Source organism: Yersinia enterocolitica subsp. enterocolitica (assembly GCF_901472495.1).
Lineage (GTDB): Bacteria > Pseudomonadota > Gammaproteobacteria > Enterobacterales > Enterobacteriaceae > Yersinia > Yersinia enterocolitica.
This window is the reverse complement of the sequence record NZ_LR590469.1, coordinates 4,312,035-4,331,807: the sequence shown is the minus strand read 5'-3', so window position 1 is coordinate 4,331,807 and position 19,773 is coordinate 4,312,035. Positions and strand designations below refer to the sequence as shown.

The following is a 19,773-nucleotide window of genomic DNA, read 5'->3' as shown; positions in this document are numbered from 1 at the left end:
ATCGTCCTAATTCAATAGGTTATATCAGCCAGATTAAACTTGCCATACGTCCAGTGATTCCATCACGCCGATAAGAGAAAAAATGTTGTTTTTCAGTCACTGTGCAGCGATCACCGCCATATATAGCGTGAATACCTACGGCCTGTAGCCGCAATCGAGCTAATAAATAGATGTCGGCAAGATATTTAGAGCCGGAAGGTGTGAACGCAGTCGCGAATTGTCCGTCGATTTGGATAAATGCCTGTTTAACCTCTTCACCCACTTCAAACTGCTGCGGGCCAATTGCCGGGCCTAACCACGCCATGATAGAAGCAGGATTGGCATTGAACTGAGTGAGCGTTTGTTCCAGAACGCCAGCGCAAAGCCCACGCCAGCCCGCATGGGCGGCAGCTACTTCATCACCGGCTAAACAGCAAAACAGCACAGGCAGGCAATCTGCAGTCATTACCGCACAAACTTGCCCAGCAACTCGGCTATATACCGCATCGGCCTGTACATCAGAAATAGTCTTGCCGTCCAGATGCAGGACACGAGTGCCGTGCACCTGTTCGAGCCAAACAGGCATTTGCGGCAATCCTGCTTGCTCCACTAAAGATTGGCGATTTGCAACCACACTAGCGGCAATATCCCCGACATGGGTGCCAAGGTTTAATGAATCATAAGGGAATTCGCTGATACCACCATGACGGGTGGTGCTACATGCCTTCACAGTGGCAGGCATCGGCCAGTCGGGAAGTATCAGCTTGTTCATTACCAATCCATCTGATCTTTGAATTCTTCAGTATCGGCTTTCAGCGCATTAATCAGCTCAACCATATCTTCTGGTAATGCCGCATGCCATTCCATTTGAATGCCACTGATTGGATGATACAAACGCAGCATAGTTGCATGCAGCGCCTGGCGGTCAAAGCCGCGCAGAATAGCAATAAAGGAATCAGAGGCACCGCGCGGTGGACGTGGACGGCCGCCATACAGCTGATCACCTACCAGCGGATGGTTGATATGAGACATATGCACACGGATCTGGTGTGTACGGCCCGTTTCTAAACGCAAGCGCAAACGAGTATGAGCACGGAAATGCTCCATAATACGATAATGCGTGGTCGCCGGTTTACCCATCGGATGCACAGCCATATGTGTCCGCTTGGTAGAGTGACGAGAAATAGGCTCGTCAACTCTGCCACCAGCTGTCATATTGCCGATTGCCACCGCTTCGTATTCACGGGTAATTTCACGCGCTTGCAGCGCTTCCACCAAACGAGTTTGTGCCGGAACAGTTTTCGCCACCACCATCAAACCAGTGGTGTCTTTATCCAGGCGATGTACGATACCCGCGCGTGGGACATCCATGATTTCTGGATAATAATAGAGCAATGCATTCAGAACGGTGCCGTCTGGATTACCGGCGCCAGGGTGCACGACTAAGCCACGGGGTTTATTAATAACGAGAATATCGTTATCTTCATAGACGATATCCAGTGGGATTTCTTGAGGCGCCCAGCGGGCATCTTCCTCAATTTGCGCGTCAATTGCGACGAGCTCACCACCCAACACTTTTTCTTTAGGCTTGTTAATTGTTTTACCGTTTACAGTCACCTTGTCTTCCAAGATCCATTCTTTTATGCGAGATCTTGAATAATCAGGGAACAATTCGGCCAAAGCCTGATCTAACCGTTGACCGAGTTGTGATTCGGCCACCGTTGCGCTGAGTTGTACTTGTTGTGCCATATGCAGCTTCTTGTTCGTTAACGTTGGGTTTTGACGGCGATGCCGTTTAATATAATGTGCTATTGTATCTAGATCTTTGTCGGGAGCTTAACGGACAGTCTCCCGGAATAACACTTCGAGGATAATCAAAACGTCATGACGCGTATGAAATATCTGGTGGCTGCCGCCACGTTGAGCCTGGTGCTGACCGGTTGCTCCAGTAACAAGGACGTGGTTCCCGATAACCCGCCTTCTGAGCTCTATGCTACCGCTCAGCAAAAACTGCAGGACGGTAACTTTAAGGGAGCCATTACGCAACTAGAAGCGTTAGATAACCGCTATCCTTTCGGGCCTTACTCCCAACAAGTTCAGCTTGATTTGATTTATGCGTATTATAAATCTGCTGATCTCCCGTTGGCGCAAGCCTCAATCGATCGCTTTATGCGCCTCAATCCCACACATCCTAACATCGATTACGTATTATATATGCGTGGTTTGACTGACATGGCTCTGGATGACAGCGCATTGCAAGGCTTCTTCGGGATTGATCGTTCAGACCGCGATCCGCAACACGCTAAGGCCGCATTCCGCGATTTTAACCAGTTGATTCAAAGCTATCCAAACAGCCAATACGCAACTGACGCGCAAAAACGCCTGATGTTCCTGAAAAATCGTCTGGCCAAGCATGAACTGGCCGTGGCGCAATATTACACTAAACGAGGCGCTTACGTCGCGGTAGTTAACCGTGTTGAACAAATGTTGAGAGATTATCCTGATACTCAAGCAACTCGCGATGCGCTGCCGTTGATGGAAAATGCTTATAAACAATTGCAACTGAATGCTCAGGCAGACAAAGTTGCCAAGATAATAGCAGCGAACCCAGCCTGATATAGTCTGTCGCGACAAAATAAGTCTGGAATGATAAAATAACAAACGGCAGCTTAGGCTGCCGCTTTCAATTCCGTCTTGATAGCCACAAACCGCAGAGATTCATGCCCACAGACTATCGCGCTGAGATCCTACTTAAATCGTAAAAATAATGCCGTTTTTGACTATATCCATGCGACATAACTTATCGATAATGCGGCATTCTGATCAATGATTCAAGCCCTCTGCGCCTATTACTGACGTTAAATCACAGTTCCCACGACCTTTGCAAAAAGTGACAAAAATTAGTGATCTTGATCATACATTTTGGTAAAAAGCGAGGTATGCTGAAGTTATCCAAGATGGAGTAGACAGAGAGGTAAGTCATATGACAGTCAACATCACCAGTAAACAAATGGATATTACCCCAGCAATCCGTAAACATGTCGAAGACCGTCTCACCAAACTGGATAAATGGCAGGCCCAGTTGATAAACCCACATATTGTACTGTCTAAAGATCCGCAAGGATTTGTTGCAGACGCCACAATCAGTACACCGATGGGCCCCTTGGTTGCCAGTGCCAAACATGATGATATGTATGCTGCAATTAATGAACTGATCACCAAACTAGAACGCCAATTAAATAAAGTGCAACACAAAGGTGAGGCTCGTCGCGCAGCAAGCAGTGTTAAAGAAGCTAATCTGGAGTCAGTAGATGTAGAGGAAGAAGAATCCGAGCAAGAACAATAGCCGGCATAATCCATCTCATTTCGGATCTAACGCGCTTTCGAGCGCGTTTTTTATTGACAGCAATTCAGACTGGCGGTTAATTTAGAGTCTGATTATTTTAGCTATTACATATTGTCTCACTCAGAATTAAAACAGGTAGCCAGCAACAATGATTAATAAAGTGTTTTTCTTCGCATTCTTTTTTACCTTCCCCTGATTGGGAGGCGTTTCGTCGTGTGATAAAGAATGCGAAGACGAACAACAAAGCCTCCCACGTCGGGAGGCTTTTTTTATGCATAAATACCCGTCATACTTCAAGCTGCATGTGCGTTGGCTTCCTTCGCTTCTCCAGTCACTTACTTATGTAAGCTTTTGGGGATTCGCTTAGTTACCGCCTTCCTGCAACTCGAATTATTTAGGGTGTAATCATTTAGAAAAAATAATAAGGCAAATCCCTATGACCGATAATCCATTACTGGTGCTACGTGAACGCATCAGCGCACTAGACTTAAAACTACTGGCATTGCTGGCAGAACGGCGTGAATTAGCGGTAGATGTGGCTAAAGCCAAACAACTTCATCACCGCCCGATCCGCGATAAAGAACGTGAGCGTAATTTGCTGGATGCGCTCATTACCGCCGCCAAACCTTATGATCTTGATGGCTTCTATATCACTCGCCTGTTCCAGCTGATTATTGAAGATTCAGTATTGACTCAGCAGGCACTGTTACAACACCAGCTAAATCAAACCGCCCAGCACTCAGCCCGTATCGCCTTCCTTGGTCCAAAAGGCTCTTACTCACATCTGGCAGCGCGCCAATATGCAGCTCGTCACTTTGAACAATTGATTGAGTGTGGTTGCCAAAAATTCCAGGATATCTTTACTCAAGTAGAAACCGGCCAGGCGGATTACGCCGTATTGCCGATAGAGAACACCAGCTCAGGTTCCATCAATGATGTATATGACTTGCTGCAACACACCAGTTTATCGATTGTCGGGGAAATAACTAATCCTATCGATCACTGTGTTCTGGTCGCGACTGAAACAGATCTGAGTCAAATTAAAACCGTCTACAGCCATCCTCAACCTTTCCAGCAATGTAGCCAGTTCATAAACCGTTTTCCCCATTGGAAAATCGAGTATTGCGAAAGCACGGCTGCGGCAATGGAAAAAGTGGCGCAATTGAACTCACCACATGCAGCGGCACTAGGAAGTGAAGCCGGTGGTGCGCTTTATAATTTGCAGGTGTTGGAACACAATCTGGCGAATCAGCAGCAGAACATCACTCGCTTTATTATTCTTGCCCGTAAAGCTATTGATGTTTCTGACCAGCTCCCGGCAAAAACCACCTTAATTATGGCGACAGGGCAACAATCAGGGGCATTGGTTGAAGCGCTACTGGTACTGAGAGATCACGGTATCATCATGACGAAGCTTGAATCACGGCCAATAAATGGCAATCCGTGGGAAGAGATGTTTTATATCGATGTACAGGCTAACTTGCGTTCTGAATCTATGCAAAAAGCGCTGGCGGATCTGACGCCGATAACTCGGTCATTAAAAGTATTAGGCTGCTACCCAAGTGAAAACGTGGTTCCGGTCAATCCGAGTTAACCCCCTTCTCCCCTCCTTATACCCTAAATAATTCGAGTTGCAGGAAGGCGGCAAGCGAATGACAAATCGGTTGGGAACCGATTTGAACAGCATTTATGCTAGCCCGCAGGGTGAGCCTCAAGGATGAGGCTCATTAATCCCGATGAGCTTACATAAGTAAGTGATTCGGGTGACAAATCGGTCGGGAACCGATTTGAACGCTGTTTGCAGCGGCCTCGCAGAGGCGAGGCCCATGGACGGGCCGAGTAACGAGCGTAGCCAACGCACATGCAGCTTGAAGTATGACGGGTTTAAATAGCAAAAAGTCACCCCGATACTGTCGGGATGACTTTTTGAAACAGGCAAGTGATAGATTCGATTTACTGGCGGTTATCGTTCGCCTGACGCAATAATGAACGGCTCTCCACCAAGAAGCGCTCCGCATAATCCCCAAACCAATGCTCAACTTTCTGGAAACTTTGCACGAAGGCTTGTTTGTCACTTTGCTCAAGCAAGGTGATCGCCTCACCAAAACGTTTGTAATAGCGTTTAATCAGCGCCAGATTATCTTCCGATGACATAATAATGTCGGCGTAAAGCTGTGGATCTTGGGCAAATAGTCGCCCTACCATTGCTAGTTCCAGCCGATAAATGGGTGAAGAGAGCGCCAATAGCTGTTCAAGCTGTACATTTTCTTCTGCTAAATGTAGCCCATAGGCAAAGGTCGCAAAATGGCGCAATGCTTGGATGAACGCCATATTCTGGTCATGCTCAACCGCACTAATACGATGTAATCTCGCGCCCCACACCTGCAACTGCTCTAGCAACCACTGATAGGCTTCAGGGTCACGTCCATCGCAATACACTACAACCTGCTTGGCCAAACTGCCTACATCAGGCCCAAACATTGGGTGCAATCCCACCACCGGCCCTTCATGAACGGCGAGCATAGCTTGCAGCGGCTTATTTTTGACTGAAGCAAGATCCAATAAAATGCAATCTGACGGCAATTTTGGTAATCGGGCTATCACTTCTTCAGTGATATGGATGGGCACACTGACAATCACCATCCCGGCATCTGCCAGAATAGATTCAGCCTGTGCCCAGTCCTGTTGCTCAAGTGTTTTTACCTGATAACCGGACAGTGTGAGCATCCGACTAAATAAGCGCCCCATCTGCCCCTCTCCACCGATGATAACCACCGGACGCAGCTGCGGGCATAGTGTCTTAAACCCCTTGTCATTCTCGCTGGTATAAGACTCTCGCATTATCCGACGCAATACGTCTTCAATCAAATCAGGTGGAACACCTAAAGCCTCGGCTTCCTGTCGGCGTGAGGCCAACATCGCCGCCTCACGGTCTGGAACATAAATAGGCAAGCCATAACGGCTTTTAACTTCACCTACTTCTGCGACTAAATGCAGGCGCTTTGCCAGCAAATCCAATAGTGCTTTATCGACTTCATCAATTTGATCACGTAAAGCGGTCAGTTCAGCCACCATACTTACTTTTCCTCTGCAGTCCGTGCCGCCAGCGCTGAACGTAATTCCTGGTGCATGCCTCGTAACAGGGTTTCGGTACTGTCCCAATCAATACAGGCATCGGTCACTGAAACACCGTAGCGCATATCAGCGCGTGGTTGCTCAGAAGATTGATTACCCTCATGAATGTTACTTTCCAGCATCACACCAGTGATAGAACGATTGCCAGCCTTGATCTGTTCAACCACAGATTCAGCGACCGCAGTCTGACGACGGTAGTCTTTATTCGAATTACCATGACTGCAATCTATCATTAAGGATGGAATGAGTCCCGCATCCTGCATCTGTTTTTCACACTGCGCGACATCTTGCGCACTGTAATTAGGTGTTTTACCGCCGCGCAAAATTACATGACCGTGTGGATTTCCCTGTGTTTGTAATAAGCAAACCTGGCCCGACTGGTTAATCCCCATGAAACGGTGTGGCATAGCGGCGGCACGCATGGCATTAATAGCCGTGCCCAAACTGCCGTCAGTACCATTCTTAAACCCAACAGGCATCGACAAACCCGAAGCCATTTCACGGTGAGTTTGCGATTCAGTGGTGCGCGCACCAATAGCTGACCAACTGAATAAATCGCCTAAGTATTGTGGGCTATTCGGATCCAGCGCTTCAGTTGCCAGAGGCAGACCCATGCCGACTAAATCCAGCAATAATTGACGTGCAATATGTAACCCTCTTTCCACATCAAAAGAGCCGTCCATTGCCGGATCATTGATTAAACCTTTCCAACCGACAGTGGTTCTCGGCTTTTCAAAATAGACACGCATCACGATGTACAGGCTGTCACTTAATTGTGCAGAAAGCGTTTTCAAACGACGCGCATAATCCAGAGCCGCATCTACATCGTGAATAGAACAGGGACCACATACCACTAATAAGCGAGGATCTCGTCCTTGAACAATGTCAGCAATGGTTTTGCGCGCGCTAGCAATCGCATACTGATCATTGTCGCTCAATGGAAACTGATTTTTCAGTTCTTCCGGCGTTATCAGTACTTGTTCGGCACTGATGTGGACATTATTGAGCGCATCTTTTTGCATGATCATATTCTTTACCTGTCTCTGTTTAGCGGATGTCGTTTAGCGTGTTTGTCGTTTGAGGCCACCACAATATCACGATGTGTAAACATTTCAATCCATATGTGTAAATAAATAATTACCCGCATATTTACAGGCATATTTTGTTCTGACTTTTGCGGTAAGTCGCAGTTTCTGCAGATGCTCCTAACCTGCCCCTGAGGCCATGATAAAATGCGGAAAATTTGTGGAGGCCGTATGTTAAGAGTCATCATCGTCGACGATGAACAACCTGCGCGTGAAGATTTACGCGAGAGATTAAGTGAAGAACATGATATTGAGATCGTCGCCGAATGTAGCAACGCCTTGGAAGCTATCCCCGCAATCCAACGCCTGCAACCCGATGTGATATTTCTCGATATCCAAATGCCGAGAATTAATGGTCTGGAGTTGGCTTCGATGCTCAATCCAGAAAAGATGCCGCAGATCGTGTTCGTTACCGCCTACGATGAATATGCTATCCGTGCTTTTGAAGAGCATGCCTTTGACTATCTGTTAAAACCGCTCGACCAGCAACGGTTAGCCAAAACGCTCGTTCGCCTAAGAAGAAGCTTTAGTGTAAATAATAATTTACATAAAATCACAGAACCGATGCTACGCCATATTCCTTGCTCTGGTCATAACCGTATTTTTTTGCTGAAAATTGAGGAAGTGGAATATCTCAGCTCTGAGCTGAGCGGTGTGCATGTAGTCGGAACCATACAATCGGGTTATACCCAGCTATCACTCAAAACGCTGGAAGAGAAAACTCCTTTTGTCCGCTGCCATCGCCAATATATGGTTAATACTGAACAGCTGGGCGAGATACAACTGATGGATAACGGTTCTGCCGAAGTTATTACCCGCAGTGGTAAACATATTCCTGTGAGTCGACGTTACTTAAAACTCCTAAAGGAGAAGTTGGGAATTAACTAGCGACTATTTCAGCCTGGAATATGTTTATATGTTGCGCCATTGTGCTATTAATGAATTTATTTAAAACAATATTAATACATTATTTTCACAACCGAATCTTATATTCTATTAACGTCAGCCAATTCCACTTTAATTAATTAGAAAAGTCAGATCTGATATAAAAACAGAGACAGATCTCAGATTTAATTAATTACATAACTAAACAATATAGCCTTGATATTAGCAAGGTTTTAATCAATTCACCTGTGCTCTGATAGATAAAAATGAGTAAGAGCCATGTCCATTGCTTAAAACCGGCTAAATACAACGGAATTTCATTCATGTTGGAAGCAAGGTAATATTATGATAACACTACAATTTATAATTATAATTCTCTGTCTGCTAGTTGGGACACGCTATGGGGGCATGGGGCTGGGGTTAATAAGTGGTATTGGCTTATTTATTCTGACCTTTATCTTTGGCCTCGAACCAGGTAAACCCCCTGTCGATGTGATGCTGACAATATTAGCCGTTATCGGTTGTGCTGCTGTATTACAAACTGCCGGTGGCTTAAATGTAATGATGCAATTTGCTGAACGATTATTACGAAAACATCCTCAGCACATTACGCTATTAGCACCCTTTACAACGTGGTCATTAACCTTTTTATGTGGCACCGGACATGTTGTTTATACCATGTTCCCTATTATTTCCGATATTGCCATTAAAAAAGGTATCCGCCCGGAGCGGCCAATGGCGGTGGCATCAGTTGCCTCGCAAATGGCAATTACAGCCTCCCCAGTATCGGTCGCGGTGGTGTCATTAGTATCAATTATTGGTGCTAATCACGGTATAGGTCAGGCTTATAGTATTCTGGAGATTCTGGCCGTATCAGTCCCCGCTTCTTTAGTTGGTGTTTTGATGGCTGCATTGTGGAGCCTACGCCGCGGTAAAGATCTGGATAAAGACCCAGATTTCCAGGCAAGAATCAAAGACCCTGAACAGCGCGACTTTATCTATGGCTCAACAGATACTTTGTTAAATCAGGTTTTCCCGAAACAAGCTTATTGGTCGACCGGGATATTTTTCGTTGCTATCGCGTTAGTGGTATTACTCGGTGCGTTTGCAGACCTGCGCCCTGCTTTTGAAGTTAAAGGCAAAATGCAGTCATTATCAATGAATCTGGTTATTCAGATGATGATGCTGATTGCCGGTGCCGTTATTCTGATTGGTTGTAAAGTTAAACCCAGCGATATCTCTAACGGCGCAGTATTCAAAGCCGGTATGGTCGCCATATTCTCAGTATTTGGTGTTGCCTGGATGAGTGATACCTTCTTCCAGGCCCATATGGGGGATCTGAAACTCGTGCTGGAAGATGTGGTGAAAGGTCATCCGTGGACCTACGCCATTGTTCTATTCCTGGTTTCAAAATTGGTTAATAGCCAGGCCGCAGCGCTTACTGCCATTGCACCAATGGGATTGCAGTTGGGTGTTGATCCTAAAATGCTAATAGCCTTTTTCCCTGCGGCTTATGGCTACTTTGTTCTGCCAACCTATCCGAGTGATCTGGCTTGTATCGGTTTTGACCGCTCAGGCACTACCAAAATTGGCAAATTTATTATTAACCACAGCTTTATTATTCCAGGCCTTATCGGTGTTATCTGTTCATGCATCACCGGCTACGTGTTAGTCACCACTTTTATGTAAAAACGGGTAAGTACTAAATTAGGGGTCAGAGCAATTCTGGCCCTTTCATTTATTTCTTTTGTTTGTATCCAAGTGCAGATTTTTGCTGTTTATTACATTTTAAGAATGAACTCATCAAAAAATCCGTCTTATTATAATTAATTATTCAATCCGAAATATCTTCTGAGTAAGTAGGATCACAACTGCTACAATGCGTGCCGCATCACAAAAATCATTTTCTTCACCATGGACCTATTATGTTTTCTTTGCGTCATACCAGGGCGTTGCCGTTCTATATCAGCACACTCGCTTTATCTCTCATCAGCACCTCAGTTATTGCTGACGCGACTGTTTTTACTGCCTTAGACGATCCAGCCACAGCCAAAAAGAGCTTCGATGGTACCGTTGAAGCAGGCTATACCGCCCAGTCAGGCAATACCACTAACTCAACATTGACTGCCAACTCAACGTTAACCTGGTTCCAGCCTAACACCGCTTATAGCTTGTGGGGGGCAGCCCGTAATACCAGCGCCAACAATGAACGCTCTTCCGAACGTTATCAGTTAGGTGGCCGTACTCGCTATAATTTGACTGATCGAAATTACCTGTTTGGACAAGCCAGCTGGTTGAATGACCGCTATAACGGTTTTGATTCCCGCTCAGTTTTAACCACGGGTTATGGTCGTCAGATTATGACCACACCACTGCATAATCTGCGGGTGGAATTTGGTCCAGGTGTTCGCCATGATGAGTTTTATGAAGGTGGGCGTGCGACGAAAGCCTTAGCCTATGCTGGCGGTAACTATACTTATCAGTTAACCGACAACACAGTGTTCAGTGAAGGCGTTTCAGCTCTGGCAAACGAAGAAACGACGTTGAACTCAGAAACGGCATTGAACGTGGCTATTAATAAAAGCTTCGCCTTGCGCTTAGCCTATGTCGTGACCTACAACACTAAGCCACCTGCCAGCGCACCAAAAAATACGGATACCACAACATCGGTAACTCTGGTTTACGGCCTCTAATCATTATCTATAGCGTGGTGTGATGCCACGCTAATTCCCTCTGATATCCCTTCTATTTATCTTCTATACCCTAAATAATTCGAGTTGCACCAAGGCAGCTAACGCATATGCAATTTGAAATATGACGAGTATAGGAATAAAAAAGGGGTTAGCACATGGCTAACCCCTTCATAACTATTAACTTTTGGATGAAGCCTGAGCTGTATCTTAGTTAGTATTAGTGCGGTTAAGACGCTCTTTGATACGAGCAGACTTACCAGTACGCTCACGCAGATAGTACAGTTTCGCTTGACGAACGGCACCACGACGTTTCACAGTAATGCTGTCGATTACTGGGGAGTGAGTTTGGAATACACGCTCAACACCTTCGCCGTTGGAAATTTTACGAACGGTGAACGCAGAATGCAGACCGCGGTTACGAATAGCGATAACCACGCCCTCGAATGCCTGCAGACGCTTTTTAGAACCTTCAACAACCCATACCTTAACTTCCACGGAATCACCCGGACGGAATGCAGGTACGTCTTGCTTCATCTGCTCTTGTTCGATTTGCTTGATAATATTGCTCATAATAAGTCTCTTACCCTAGGTAAACTGATATATCAGGAAGTTGGCACGCGGCACAACACTCCTTTCATAGTTCTGTTGCTTCAGGGCTTGTGTTCCCGTTGGAACTCAGCCAGCAACACCATTTGCTCGTCAGTCAGAGCTAGGCTTTCTAGAAGTTCAGGTCTTCTAAGCCAGGTACGGCCCAGCGACTGCTTTAAGCGCCAGCGACGAATCTCGGCATGGTTACCCGACAGCAAGACTGGCGGTACTTCCATCCCTTCTAACACCTCAGGACGAGTGTAGTGTGGGCAATCCAGCAATCCATCAACAAAGGAATCTTCCTCCGCAGAGGCCTGATGACCCAGCACTCCCGGGATAAAGCGGGATACTGAATCTATCAGAGTCATTGCTGGTAGCTCGCCACCGCTGAGAACGTAATCTCCAATTGACCATTCTTCATCAATTTCGGTTTTGATTACGCGCTCATCAACTCCTTCGTACCGACCACACACCAGAATCATCTTCTGATTAGTCGCCAGTTCGCAAACACCTTGTTGGTCCAGTTTGCGCCCTTGAGGTGACAGATAAATCACCTTTGCTCCCTCGCCTGCCGCTGCTTTTGCTGCATGAATGGCTTCCCTTAGCGGTTGCACCATCATCAACATTCCCGGGCCACCACCATATGGGCGGTCATCCACGGTACGATGCCGGTCGTAGGTAAAGTCACGAGGACTCCAACACTGCACGCTCAGCAGGCCATTTTTTACTGCCCGGCCAGTCACCCCGTAATCGGTTATTGCGTGGAACATCTCGGGAAACAGGCTAATAACACCAATCCACATTGTTTTGTTCCACTCATCTTTGCCGTTTAATTCGGAGGTCAAAAACCAGGATCCCAATCTACTTCAACACGTTGAGCAGTGAGATCGACATTCTTGATAACCTGCCCATGAAGAAACGGGACCAACCGCTCCTTCATACCGAATGCATCTTTCAGGTTTGCCTTCACTACCATCACATCGTTAGAACCGGTTTCCATCATATCGATGATTTTACCTAGTTCGTAACCCGCGGTTGTTACTACCTGACAGCCCATAAGGTCTTTCCAGTAGTAATCATCCTCTTCCAGTTCAGGCAGTTGTTTGGAATCGACGACAATTTCGCAATTGGTCAGTAGATTCGCAGCATCCCGATCATCAACACCTTTAACTTTAATGATCAGATCCTGACTGTGGCGCTTCCAGTCTTCCAACTCGACATGCTGCCACTTACCACCCTGCTGGATAAACCACGGCTGGTAATCAAAAATGCTTTCGGCGTTCTCGGTGGATGAAAATACTCTGAGCCAACCGCGAATGCCGTAAGTTGAACCCATTTTACCGAGTACAATCGGCTGTTCGGGAACCACTGGATTGAGTTGCTTGCTCATAATAACCACCACCGCGACAGATTAAGCTGCTTTCTTAGCTTCTTTGATCAGCGCAGATACGCGATCAGAAACAGTTGCACCCAGCTCAACCCAATGGTTGATACGATCCAGGTCCAAACGCAGAGCTTCAGCCTGACCAGATGCGATCGGGTTAAAGAAGCCTACACGTTCGATGAAACGGCCGTCACGAGCATTACGGCTGTCGGTCACTACTACTTGATAGAACGGACGCTTTTTAGCGCCGCCACGAGCCAAACGAATTGTTACCATAACATCCTCTTTAGTTAATAAAACAACTGGACCCCATCGGGGAACGGGGTCCAGTTGCAATATAAAAAGCCCGAAAATTTTACTCATTTTGGCGCAAAAAGCAATCTAAAGCGTAGATTCCTATGCGCTAGTTTTGTAATGAGCACAATTTTCTTCGTTTACCGCTGTTTTCAGCGGGAAATCTTTACTCACATCACGCCGGTTAACATCACAGCGCGAAATATACCTTTCGGACTTGAAGCCGCAGGGTTGTTAGCTGCGCGCGCTCACCCGAATCACTTACTTGAGTAAGCTCATCGAGATTCGTTTACTGGCCGCCTACCTGCAACTCCAATCACTTTGGGTGTGACATTTAGCGGCCCGGGAAACCTGGTGGCATCATACCTTTCATGCCACGCATCATTTTGGCCAGACCGCCATTTTTCATTTTCTTCATCATGCGCTGCATTTCGTCGAACTGCTTGAGTAAGCGGTTAACATCCTGCACTTGCACACCAGAACCAGTGGCAATACGGCGCTTACGTGAACCTTTGATGATTTCTGGCTTGGCGCGTTCTTTCAGCGTCATCGAGTTGATGATTGCCTCCATCCGCACGGTCACCTTGTCATCCATCTGCGATTTCACGTTATCTGGCAACTGGCCCGCACCCGGCATTTTACTCAACATGCTGGCCATACCGCCCATATTGCGCATTTGCTTCAGTTGATCCAGAAAGTCATTGAGATCGAAGCCATCGCCTTTTTTCAGCTTAGTTGCCAGTTTTTCCGCTTGCGCGCGGTCAACTTTGCTTTCGATATCTTCAATCAGCGACAGGACATCGCCCATCCCCAGAATACGTGAAGCCACGCGATCTGGATGGAAGGGTTCAAGCGCATCTGACTTTTCACCGACACCGAGGAATTTAATCGGCTTACCGGTGATATGACGGATCGATAACGCAGCACCGCCACGGGCATCACCATCAACTTTGGTCAGCACGACACCAGTGAGCGGCAGCGCTTCGTTAAATGCTTTCGCTGTATTGGCCGCATCCTGACCGGTCATGGCATCCACGACAAACAAAGTTTCAACCGGGTTAATCGCAGCATGAACTTGTTTGATTTCGTCCATCATCGCTTCATCGACGTGCAAGCGACCGGCGGTATCGACAATCAGAACATCATAAAATTTAAGCTTCGCCTGCTGTAGAGCACGATTGACGATATCAATCGGTTTTTCCTGTACATCAGACGGGAAGAAATCAATGCCAACACCCTGAGCCAGGGTTTCCAACTGTTTGATCGCCGCAGGGCGATAAACGTCAGCGGAAACAACCAGCACTTTTTTCTTCTGTTTTTCTTTAAGGAACTTACCCAGTTTAGCCACACTGGTGGTTTTACCTGCACCTTGCAAGCCAGCCATTAACACCACTGCTGGCGGTTGCGCTGCCAGATTCAGTTCGTTATTGACCTCGCCCATCGCGGCAATAAGTTCATTCTTAACGATTTTGACGAATTCCTGTCCTGGCGTGAGGCTCTTATTTACCTCATGCCCGACAGCGCGCTCTTTTACCCGGTTAATAAAATCACGAACAACCGGCAGAGCTACGTCAGCTTCCAGTAACGCCATGCGTACTTCACGTAGCGTTTCTTTAATATTTTCTTCTGTCAGCCGGCCACGGCCGCTGATATTGCGCAATGTGCGCGACAATCGATCAGTTAAGTTCTCAAACATTGTCTCATACTCAACGTGGAAACAGGCCGCTCTGGCGACACAATGGGGGGATTATAACACGAAGCTTAAACGATCTCTGCCCTCACGTCGGAGAACGGTTGGAGAGGGACGCGCTCGACGCTATACTGGCTACCTAATTCACTTAGCCGATGCCCATATAACGCTATGCCCGTGTTCTCCATTTTGGCTTTGATCGCATATTCGCTCAGCCTGGGCTTGATTGTCCCAAGCCTGGTGCAGAAAAATAGTGCTTACCGGCGGTTAGCGCTGGTTTCTGCCGTCGTGGCGCTAGTGTGCCATGCTATTGCTCTGAAGCATCAGATTTTTGATGTCGGCGGTGGACAAAACCTCACTTTATTGAATATCGGCTCCATTGTCGGGCTGATGATTTGCACCATCATGACTATCGTCGCCTCACAAGGCCGTGGATGGTTTTTGCTGCCGATCGTCTACAGTTTCGCCATGATCAATCTGGCACTGGCCAGTCTGCTCCCTGGTGAGTTCATTACCCATCTGGAAGCCAGCCCGGCCATTTTCGTTCATATCGGGCTAGCACTCTTTGCCTACGCCACTCTTATCATCGCAGCACTATACGCCCTTCAACTGGCTTGGCTCGATTATCAGTTAAAAAATAAGAAAGTCACCTTTAATGCTGATATGCCGCCCTTGATGAGCATTGAACGTAAAATGTTTCACATCACCCAAATCGGGGTGGTTTTACTGACCCTAACACTGTGTACTGGCCTGCTTTATATGGATGATATATTCAGTAAAGAAAACGTCCATAAAGCGGTGTTATCAATCATGGCCTGGTTTGTCTACATCGTTTTATTGTGGGGGCATTACCATGAAGGCTGGCGCGGGCGCAGAGTGATTTGGTTCAGTTTTGCAGGCGCATTTTTACTCACTCTGGCCTATTTTGGCAGCCGCCTGCTACAGGAGATCATGATCTCTTAGCCATTATTACAATCATCCACACATAGCCTTGTTGAATCCACAGGGCTTTCATTGTTATTAAGGAACACTGTGTTGGATCATGTCTCAACTAGCACGCTGATCATCATTCTGGTCATTATGGTCGTGGTTTCGGCTTATTTTTCAGCTTCAGAAACCGGCATGATGACACTCAATCGCTACCGTCTACGCCACTTATCCAAGCAAGGTAACCGCGCCGCACGTCGCGTTGAGAAACTCTTACGTCGCCCTGACCGCCTGATAAGTTTGGTATTAATTGGCAATAATTTGGTCAATATTCTGGCCTCAGCACTGGCAACCATTGTTGGTATCCGACTCTATGGCAATGCCGGGGTCGCCATAGCTACTGGCGTATTAACTTTTGTGGTGCTGATTTTTGCTGAAGTGATGCCGAAAACCATCGCCGCCCTTTATCCTGAACGCGTGGCGTTCCCCAGCAGTGTTTTGCTGGCCCCGTTACAAAAAATCATGCTGCCACTGGTATGGCTACTCAATACCATCACACGTGGGCTGATGCGCTTGTGTGGTATCCGCGGAAACGTTCACAGTAGTGATGCAGTGAGTAAAGATGAATTGCGCAGTATTGTGAATGAATCACACTCACAAATTTCTCGTCGTAATCAAGATATGTTGATATCCGTGCTGGATCTGGAAAAGGTCACCGTCAGCGATATTATGGTGCCGCGTAATGAGGTGGTCGGCATTGATATCAATGATGATTGGAAATCAATTATGCGACAACTCACCCACTCCCCACATGGCCGTATCGTTTTATATCGTCAATCATTAGACGATGCTATCGGCATGCTGCGCGTGCGAGAAGCCTACCGGCTCATGACAGAGAAAAAAGAATTCAATAAAGAAAATTTGTTACGCGCTGCCGATGAGATCTATTTTATCCCCGAAGGCACACCATTAAATGTGCAACTGGTGAAATTTCAGCGCAATAAAGAAAAAGTCGGCATGATTGTCGACGAGTATGGTGATATTCAGGGGTTAGTGACCGTTGAAGATATTTTGGAAGAGATAGTCGGCGATTTCACAACATCAATGTCTCCTAGCCTGGCAGAAGAGGTCAATCCGCAGAGCGATGGCTCTGTACTCATCGATGGCAGCGCCAATGTGCGCGAACTGAACAAAGCATTCAACTGGTCACTCCCTATCGAAGCACGCACGATCAATGGCATGTTATTGGAAGAACTCGAAGAGATCCCTCAGGTAAATGCGCAGGTTCGTGTTGGAAATTATCTGATTGATGTGCTGGACGTACAGGAAAACATGATTAAGCGGGTGCGGGTTACCCCTATCCTACCTGATAACCAGGCGAGCTAATCAGTGATATCAAGGGAATAAAAAAGACGCCTTTTCAGCGTCTTTTTTGCATTTATCTACCGAGCATAAAAATCGACAACTGAAAACTAGATATGTAATTCAGTCAGTTTTTCTTTCGGCAATGCCAGTTCTTCGTTGTGATTGATACGCACGCCGCGGTCGATAATCCCTTTGGCAATCTCCTGCGCCTCTTCCAGCGAATGCATATGATAAGTACCACACTGATATTCGTTCAATTCAGGAATTTTTCGCTGGTCGGTCACTTTCAATACATCAGCCATTGCCGCTTTCCAGGCATCAGCAACGCGTTGCTCATCTGGCGTACCAATCAGGCTCATATAGAAACCGGTACGGCATCCCATTGGGGATATATCGATAATCTCCACGCCATTACCATTGAGGTGGTTACGCATAAAACCAGCAAACAAGTGCTCAAGTGTATGAATCCCTCGTTCTGGCATCACTTCTTTATTTGGCACACAGAAACGTAAATCGAATACCGTTATCTCGTCGCCATGAGGGGTTTTCATCGTCTTAGCAACGCGTACAGCCGGAGCTTTCATAATGGTATGGTCTACGGTAAAGCTATCCAATAATGGCATTTAGTTACCTCCTCATAAAAAAATAATTTTTATTCGATCTTTTTTTCGCAACTCATGAAACTTTTTGGTATCCCGCACGTCTTAATATGTGAAAGACGCGCATTTGTTATCATCATCCCTGTTATCAGAGATGTTAATTTGGCCACAGCAATGTGGCCTTTTCTTTTTATTGGCCGCCGTGTAGTGCCAAATACTCTTCAAAGCTTAGCTTATCTTTGAGTTCCAGCTCACGTTGACGCACCCAAGAAGCTGCACCCTCTTCGGATAATTGCTCTTCAGTTAGCAATTCCAACGGTTCATTTTGCAGCATTTCCCTGTAGCGCTCCGCTAACTCAAGGCCAACACCACCAATACCTCCTTCTTTCATCGCTTGCAAAATACGTGCAGAGAACGTCAGGCTCGGATCATCAAAGGATGCGACAAGTTCATCACAAACCTGTTGGTATTCGGTGCTATCTTTACCATCCAAGACTTCTGCAACCCGGCGCAGGTCAGTAAACAGGTCTTTACCCACCTTTTCCAGCGGCTCACGGGTGTCATTACATCCCATCCCGATAGTCTGCCCCGGTTTACGCCCTTCCAAAATAACCCGATTCCAGTTTTTACGGGTGCACAGCAGTTCATCGCTGCTCATTTCAGGCGCATCTGCCAGTACACACCAAATCAAGAACAGATCAAGGAAGCGCGCTTGTACCGCATCCACACCAATAGGTGAGAATGGATTAATATCCAAGGAACGGACTTCAATATATTCAATACCGCCGCGCAATAATGCATCAGATGGCGATTCGCCAGCACGGGTAACCCGCTTAGGTCGAATCGGAGCATAGAGTTCATTTTCAATCTGTAACACATTGGTGTTCAGTTGCAGATGACGATCACCGTCTTTTAGTCCCAATGCCGCATATTCTTCTGATGGCGTTTGAATTGCGCGCTTCAGCCCAGCAACATAGGTATGCAGGTCATTAAACGTAATCCCTAAATTGCTTTGTGATTTATTGGTATAACCCAAATCACTCAGGCGTAATGAGGTGGCATACGGCAGGTAACACATCCCTTTATCATTGCGCTCGAACGGTAATGCCGTTTCACGCCCTTGCAGGAATGATGCACAAATGGCCGGTGACGCACCAAACAGATAAGGAATGACCCAGCCAAAGCGATAATAGTTACGTATCAAGCGGAAATATCCCGCTGAAATCTCTTCCTTGCCGCTTTTTTCATCGGTAACACCCGCCCACGCTTGCCAAAATTCCAGCGGCAAAGAGAAGTTATAGTGCACGCCGGAAATAGTTTGCATCAAGGCACCGTAACGGTTTTTTAAACCCTCACGATAAAGAGTCTTGAAACGACCAATGTTAGAAGAGCCATATTTAGCGAGCTCAATATCCTGCTCTGCACCAATAAAGCAAGGCATGCTAAGTGGCCACATACGCTCATCACCGAGTTTGCGTGCGGTATAGCGGTGAATATCACGCAAAAAAGTCAGCAAATGGTCAATATCGCCATCTACTGGAGTAATAAATTCCAGCAATGCCTCAGCAAAGTCGGTGGTAATCCATTGATGTGTCAGCGCTGCACCCAATGACTCTGGGTGGCCTGTCGAGGCTAATTGACCATCGGCAGTTACTCTCAATGTTTCCCGCTCGATACCGCGGCGGATACCTTTCAGGGCTTTAGGGTGCGCTTCCAACCAAGTTAGCGCGTGTGATACATCCGGGATCAAATCGACCTCCCGCTCTTGAAAACCATAACTCGTCAGCATACTGAAACTGCATA

General features: G+C 46.7%; 19 protein-coding genes and 1 other annotated feature. Of the genes, 8 read left to right on the top strand and 11 right to left on the bottom strand.

Annotated features, from left to right (window positions below):
• Positions 1-19: 19 nt before the first annotated feature.
• The gene (gene yfiH / locus FGL26_RS20390) at positions 20-751 is read right to left on the bottom strand and encodes a purine nucleoside phosphorylase YfiH (protein WP_005167449.1); all 732 of its coding nucleotides are present in this window, start codon (positions 749-751) and stop codon (positions 20-22) included.
• Complete coding sequence (gene rluD / locus FGL26_RS20385; protein WP_005166515.1) at positions 751-1,728, bottom strand: 23S rRNA pseudouridine(1911/1915/1917) synthase RluD; 978 nt, start codon at positions 1,726-1,728, stop codon at positions 751-753. Before rluD ends, yfiH begins: the two co-directional genes overlap by 1 nt.
• A gap of 135 nt (positions 1,729-1,863) precedes the next feature.
• Between rluD and bamD the strand changes: the two genes are divergently transcribed.
• The 3 genes from bamD (at position 1,864) to pheA (ending at position 4,919) form a co-directional block, all read left to right on the top strand.
• Positions 1,864-2,595 (top strand): outer membrane protein assembly factor BamD, encoded by a 732-nt coding sequence (gene bamD, locus FGL26_RS20375; RefSeq protein ID WP_005167447.1) that lies wholly within the window; start codon positions 1,864-1,866, stop codon positions 2,593-2,595.
• A 367-nt stretch (positions 2,596-2,962) separates the two neighbouring features.
• A complete protein-coding gene (gene raiA, locus FGL26_RS20370) occupies positions 2,963-3,325 on the top strand; it encodes a ribosome-associated translation inhibitor RaiA (protein ID WP_005166518.1) in 363 nt (120 codons plus the stop codon).
• 147 nt (positions 3,326-3,472) lie between these two features.
• Positions 3,473-3,598 (top strand) — a sequence feature (Phe leader region).
• Between the two features lie 163 nt (positions 3,599-3,761).
• Entirely contained in the window at positions 3,762-4,919 is a 1,158-nt protein-coding gene (pheA, locus tag FGL26_RS20360; RefSeq protein WP_005167446.1) for a bifunctional chorismate mutase/prephenate dehydratase, read from the top strand.
• 359 nt (positions 4,920-5,278) lie between these two features.
• On the opposite strand, the gene tyrA is transcribed toward pheA, so the two are convergent.
• Together tyrA and FGL26_RS20350 are read right to left on the bottom strand one after the other, a co-directional pair.
• Positions 5,279-6,400, bottom strand: a complete 1,122-nt coding sequence (tyrA, locus tag FGL26_RS20355; RefSeq protein ID WP_005167445.1) for a bifunctional chorismate mutase/prephenate dehydrogenase — start codon at positions 6,398-6,400, stop codon at positions 5,279-5,281.
• 2 nt (positions 6,401-6,402) lie between these two features.
• Positions 6,403-7,482, bottom strand: coding sequence for a 3-deoxy-7-phosphoheptulonate synthase (locus tag FGL26_RS20350; protein WP_005167443.1), 1,080 nt, complete (start codon positions 7,480-7,482; stop codon positions 6,403-6,405).
• Positions 7,483-7,716: 234 nt separating this feature from the next.
• Here FGL26_RS20350 and btsR point away from each other — a divergent pair, with 234 nt between their 5' ends.
• The 3 genes from btsR to FGL26_RS20335 all read left to right on the top strand — a co-directional run bounded on the left by btsR (position 7,717) and on the right by FGL26_RS20335 (position 11,123).
• Positions 7,717-8,433 carry a two-component system response regulator BtsR gene (gene btsR / locus FGL26_RS20345; RefSeq protein ID WP_005167441.1) on the top strand — a complete coding sequence of 239 codons (717 nt, stop codon included), beginning with the start codon at positions 7,717-7,719 and terminating at the stop codon, positions 8,431-8,433.
• Between the two features lie 342 nt (positions 8,434-8,775).
• Complete coding sequence (locus FGL26_RS20340) at positions 8,776-10,119, top strand: anaerobic C4-dicarboxylate transporter (protein ID WP_005167439.1); 1,344 nt, start codon at positions 8,776-8,778, stop codon at positions 10,117-10,119.
• 236 nt (positions 10,120-10,355) lie between these two features.
• Positions 10,356-11,123: a DUF481 domain-containing protein gene (locus tag FGL26_RS20335; protein WP_005167436.1), complete on the top strand. Its 768-nt coding sequence runs from the start codon at positions 10,356-10,358 to the stop codon at positions 11,121-11,123.
• Positions 11,124-11,330: 207 nt separating this feature from the next.
• Here the strand turns inward: FGL26_RS20335 and rplS are convergent, their stop codons facing one another.
• The 5 genes from rplS to ffh all read right to left on the bottom strand — a co-directional run bounded on the left by rplS (position 11,331) and on the right by ffh (position 15,085).
• A complete protein-coding gene (rplS, locus tag FGL26_RS20330; RefSeq protein ID WP_005167434.1) occupies positions 11,331-11,693 on the bottom strand; it encodes a 50S ribosomal protein L19 in 363 nt (120 codons plus the stop codon).
• 80 nt (positions 11,694-11,773) lie between these two features.
• Positions 11,774-12,514 carry a tRNA (guanosine(37)-N1)-methyltransferase TrmD gene (gene trmD, locus FGL26_RS20325; protein ID WP_005167433.1) on the bottom strand — a complete coding sequence of 247 codons (741 nt, stop codon included), beginning with the start codon at positions 12,512-12,514 and terminating at the stop codon, positions 11,774-11,776.
• 38 nt (positions 12,515-12,552) lie between these two features.
• Positions 12,553-13,101: a ribosome maturation factor RimM gene (gene rimM, locus FGL26_RS20320; protein ID WP_005166009.1), complete on the bottom strand. Its 549-nt coding sequence runs from the start codon at positions 13,099-13,101 to the stop codon at positions 12,553-12,555.
• A gap of 21 nt (positions 13,102-13,122) precedes the next feature.
• A complete protein-coding gene (gene rpsP / locus FGL26_RS20315; protein ID WP_005166006.1) occupies positions 13,123-13,371 on the bottom strand; it encodes a 30S ribosomal protein S16 in 249 nt (82 codons plus the stop codon).
• 352 nt (positions 13,372-13,723) lie between these two features.
• On the bottom strand, positions 13,724-15,085 hold the full coding sequence (gene ffh, locus FGL26_RS20305) for a signal recognition particle protein (RefSeq protein WP_005167432.1): 1,362 nt from the start codon (positions 15,083-15,085) through the stop codon (positions 13,724-13,726).
• A gap of 165 nt (positions 15,086-15,250) precedes the next feature.
• Between ffh and FGL26_RS20300 the strand changes: the two genes are divergently transcribed.
• Positions 15,251-16,042 (top strand): cytochrome C assembly family protein, encoded by a 792-nt coding sequence (locus FGL26_RS20300; protein WP_005167431.1) that lies wholly within the window; start codon positions 15,251-15,253, stop codon positions 16,040-16,042.
• 72 nt (positions 16,043-16,114) lie between these two features.
• Positions 16,115-17,392, top strand: a complete 1,278-nt coding sequence (locus tag FGL26_RS20295) for an HlyC/CorC family transporter (RefSeq protein ID WP_005167430.1) — start codon at positions 16,115-16,117, stop codon at positions 17,390-17,392.
• A gap of 86 nt (positions 17,393-17,478) precedes the next feature.
• Here FGL26_RS20295 and luxS read toward each other — a convergent pair whose 3' ends face one another.
• Together luxS and gshA are read right to left on the bottom strand one after the other, a co-directional pair.
• Positions 17,479-17,994, bottom strand: a complete 516-nt coding sequence (gene luxS / locus FGL26_RS20290; protein WP_004877244.1) for an S-ribosylhomocysteine lyase — start codon at positions 17,992-17,994, stop codon at positions 17,479-17,481.
• Positions 17,995-18,160: 166 nt separating this feature from the next.
• Positions 18,161-19,759, bottom strand: a complete 1,599-nt coding sequence (gene gshA, locus FGL26_RS20285) for a glutamate--cysteine ligase (RefSeq protein ID WP_013649243.1) — start codon at positions 19,757-19,759, stop codon at positions 18,161-18,163.
• Between the last annotated feature and the right edge of the window lie 14 nt (positions 19,760-19,773).